Below are 2513 nucleotides of genomic sequence, written 5' to 3'. Positions count from 1 at the left end.
GGTGTACATCGCTGCCGGCGTCCCACGGCTGGTCATCGCGACCGCCCTGGTCCTGTGGTCCCCCGGCGAGCTCACCGCCCTGCTGGGTGTCGCCATCAGCGCCTTCGCACCGGCCCTGGTCGGCTGGTGGGCGCTCCGTGCCGAACGCCGTCCGGGAGAGGTCAGCGACGTACACCGCGGTGGAGCGATCCTCAAGGAGAGCCTGCACAACTCGCAGGCGCTGCTGGCCTTCTTCGCGCTCTCCAACGTCGACATCATCGTGGCCCGCAACGTGCTCGACGACCATGACTCCGGCCTGTACGCCGCCGGCCTCATCATCACCAAGGCGATGCTCTTCCTGCCCCAGTTCGTGGTGGTGGTCGCCTTCCCGGCCATGGCGACGGCGCACGAGCGCCAGCGCGCGATGATCCGGAGCCTGAGCCTGATCGGGGGGCTGGGCGTGCTCGGCACCGTGGCCGCCTGGCTCCTGGCCCCCGTGGCGATGGTGTTCGCGGGCGGCGCCGGCTTCGACGAGATCGAGCCCTACCTGTGGCTCTTCGCCCTGCTCGGCACCCTGCTGTCGATGATCCAGCTGCTCGTCTACTCGGTCCTGGCCCGCCAGGGTCGGTGGACGGTCCTCGCCGTCTGGGCCGCCCTGATCTGCGTGATCGGCGTCGGTCTCGCCCAGGACTCGATCCTGGGCCTCGCCACCACGGTCGTGGTGGTCGATGCGCTGCTGCTGGCGCTGTTGCTGGGCGCCGCCGCCTACTTCCAGCGCGAGCACGCCCCGGACCGGGAGTCGACCCGGATCGCCTGACGCGTCAGTGCGCGGCCTCGTGCCAGCTGCGCCCGGTGCCGACGGAGACGTCGAGCGGCACCGCCAGGTCGGCGGCGGCACCCATCTGCTCGCGCACCAGCGATGCCAGGGCATCGCGCTCGCCGGTGGCGACCTCGAAGACGAGCTCGTCGTGGACCTGGAGCAGCATCCGGGACCGCAGTCCCTGCTCGGCCAGGGCGCGCTCGACGCCCAGCATCGCGACCTTGACCAGGTCGGCCGCCGACCCCTGGATGGGAGCGTTAAGAGCCATCCGCTCGGCCGTCTCGCGGCRCTGGCGGTTGTCGCTGGTCAGGTCGGGCAGGTAGCGGCGCCGGCCCATGATGGTCTCGGTGAATCCCGAGCGCCGCGCCTCGTCGACGATGCCGCCGAGGTAGTCGCGCACACCGCCGAAGGTCTCGAAGTACTCATCCATCAGGCCGCGGGCCTCACCGGTGTCGATGCGGAGCTGCTGGGAGAGGCCGAAGGCCGACAGGCCGTAGGCGAGCCCGTAGTTCATCGCCTTGATCTTGGCGCGCTGCTCGGTGCTCACCGCGTCGGCGTCCACGTCGAAGACCCTGGCCGCGGTCATGGAGTGGAAATCCTGGCCGGAGCGGAACGCCTCGATGAGCAGGGCGTCCTCGGACAGGTGGGCCATGATCCGCATCTCGACCTGGCTGTAGTCGGCCGTCATCAGGCACTCGTGGCCCTCGCCGACCACGAACCCCTCGCGGATCCGGCGACCCGCCTCGGTGCGGATCGGGATGTTCTGGAGGTTGGGGTCGGTGCTGGAGAGCCGTCCGGTCGCGGCGATGATCTGGTTGTACGTCGTGTGGATCCGCCCGTCGGGAGCCACCGTCTTGAGCAGGCCCTCCACGGTCTGTCGCAGCCGGATCACGTCCCGGTGGCGGAGCAGGTGGGAGAGGAACGGGTGCTCGGTCTTCTCGAACAGCTGCTGGAGCGCGTCCGCGTCGGTCGTGTAGCCCGTCTTGGTGCGCTTGGTCTTGGGCATGTCGAGCTCGTCGAAGAGCACCACCTGCAGCTGCTTGGGAGAGCCGAGGTTGATCTCCTTGCCGATGACGTCGTAGGCGTCCTGCGCGGCGGCACGGACCTGGTCGCCGAACTCCGACTCGAGGCCCTCGAGGTAGTCGGTGTCCACCGCGATGCCGGTCTGCTCCATCCGCACGAGCGTGTCGATCAGCGGCAGCTCGACGTCGGCCAGCAGCTGGGTGCCACCGTGCTCCTCGACCGCGGCGTCGAGCGCCTCCGCCAGGTCGAGGACGGCCTTGGCGGTCAGCATGGCCACGTCGCTGGTGTCGGTGTCGTCGGTGTCGAGGGTGAGCTGGTCGGCGTCGGCCGTGTCCTGGCGCAGCTCCCTCTTGAGGTAGCGCAGGGTGAGGTCTGCCAGGTCGTAGGACCGCTGGTCGGGCTGGACGAGGTACGCCGCGAGCGCGGTGTCGACCGCGAGCCCGCCCAACCGCCAGCCGCGCGCGGCCAGCGCGAGGATGGGGCCCTTGGCGTCGTGCAGCACCTTGGGGCGCTGCGGGTCGGCGAGCCACCCGGCCAGCGCCTCGTCGTCCTGCGGTGACACCTCGGTCACGTCGACCCAGGCGGCCGCCCCGCCGGTGGTGGCGACGGCCAGCGACACGACCTCGCCGGTGCCGGCACGCCACGAGCCCTGGACGGCCACGCCGACCCGCTCGCCCGCCATGACGTGGGC

General features: G+C 70.8%; 2 protein-coding genes. One reads left to right on the top strand and one right to left on the bottom strand.

What is annotated here, in order from left to right; translation table 11 throughout:
• A partial coding sequence (locus ACXJKL_RS19230; protein WP_457208606.1) for a lipopolysaccharide biosynthesis protein occupies positions 1-796 on the top strand: 796 nt, incomplete at its 5' end.
• A 4-nt stretch (positions 797-800) separates the two neighbouring features.
• On the opposite strand, the gene polA is transcribed toward ACXJKL_RS19230, so the two are convergent.
• Positions 801-2513 (bottom strand): DNA polymerase I (polA, locus tag ACXJKL_RS19225; protein WP_457208605.1); only part of this gene is annotated, 1713 nt, incomplete at its 5' end.

It is taken from the genome of Nocardioides sp. P5_C9_2 (genome assembly GCF_054049555.1).
This window is presented reverse-complemented; position numbering and strand designations above follow the sequence as displayed.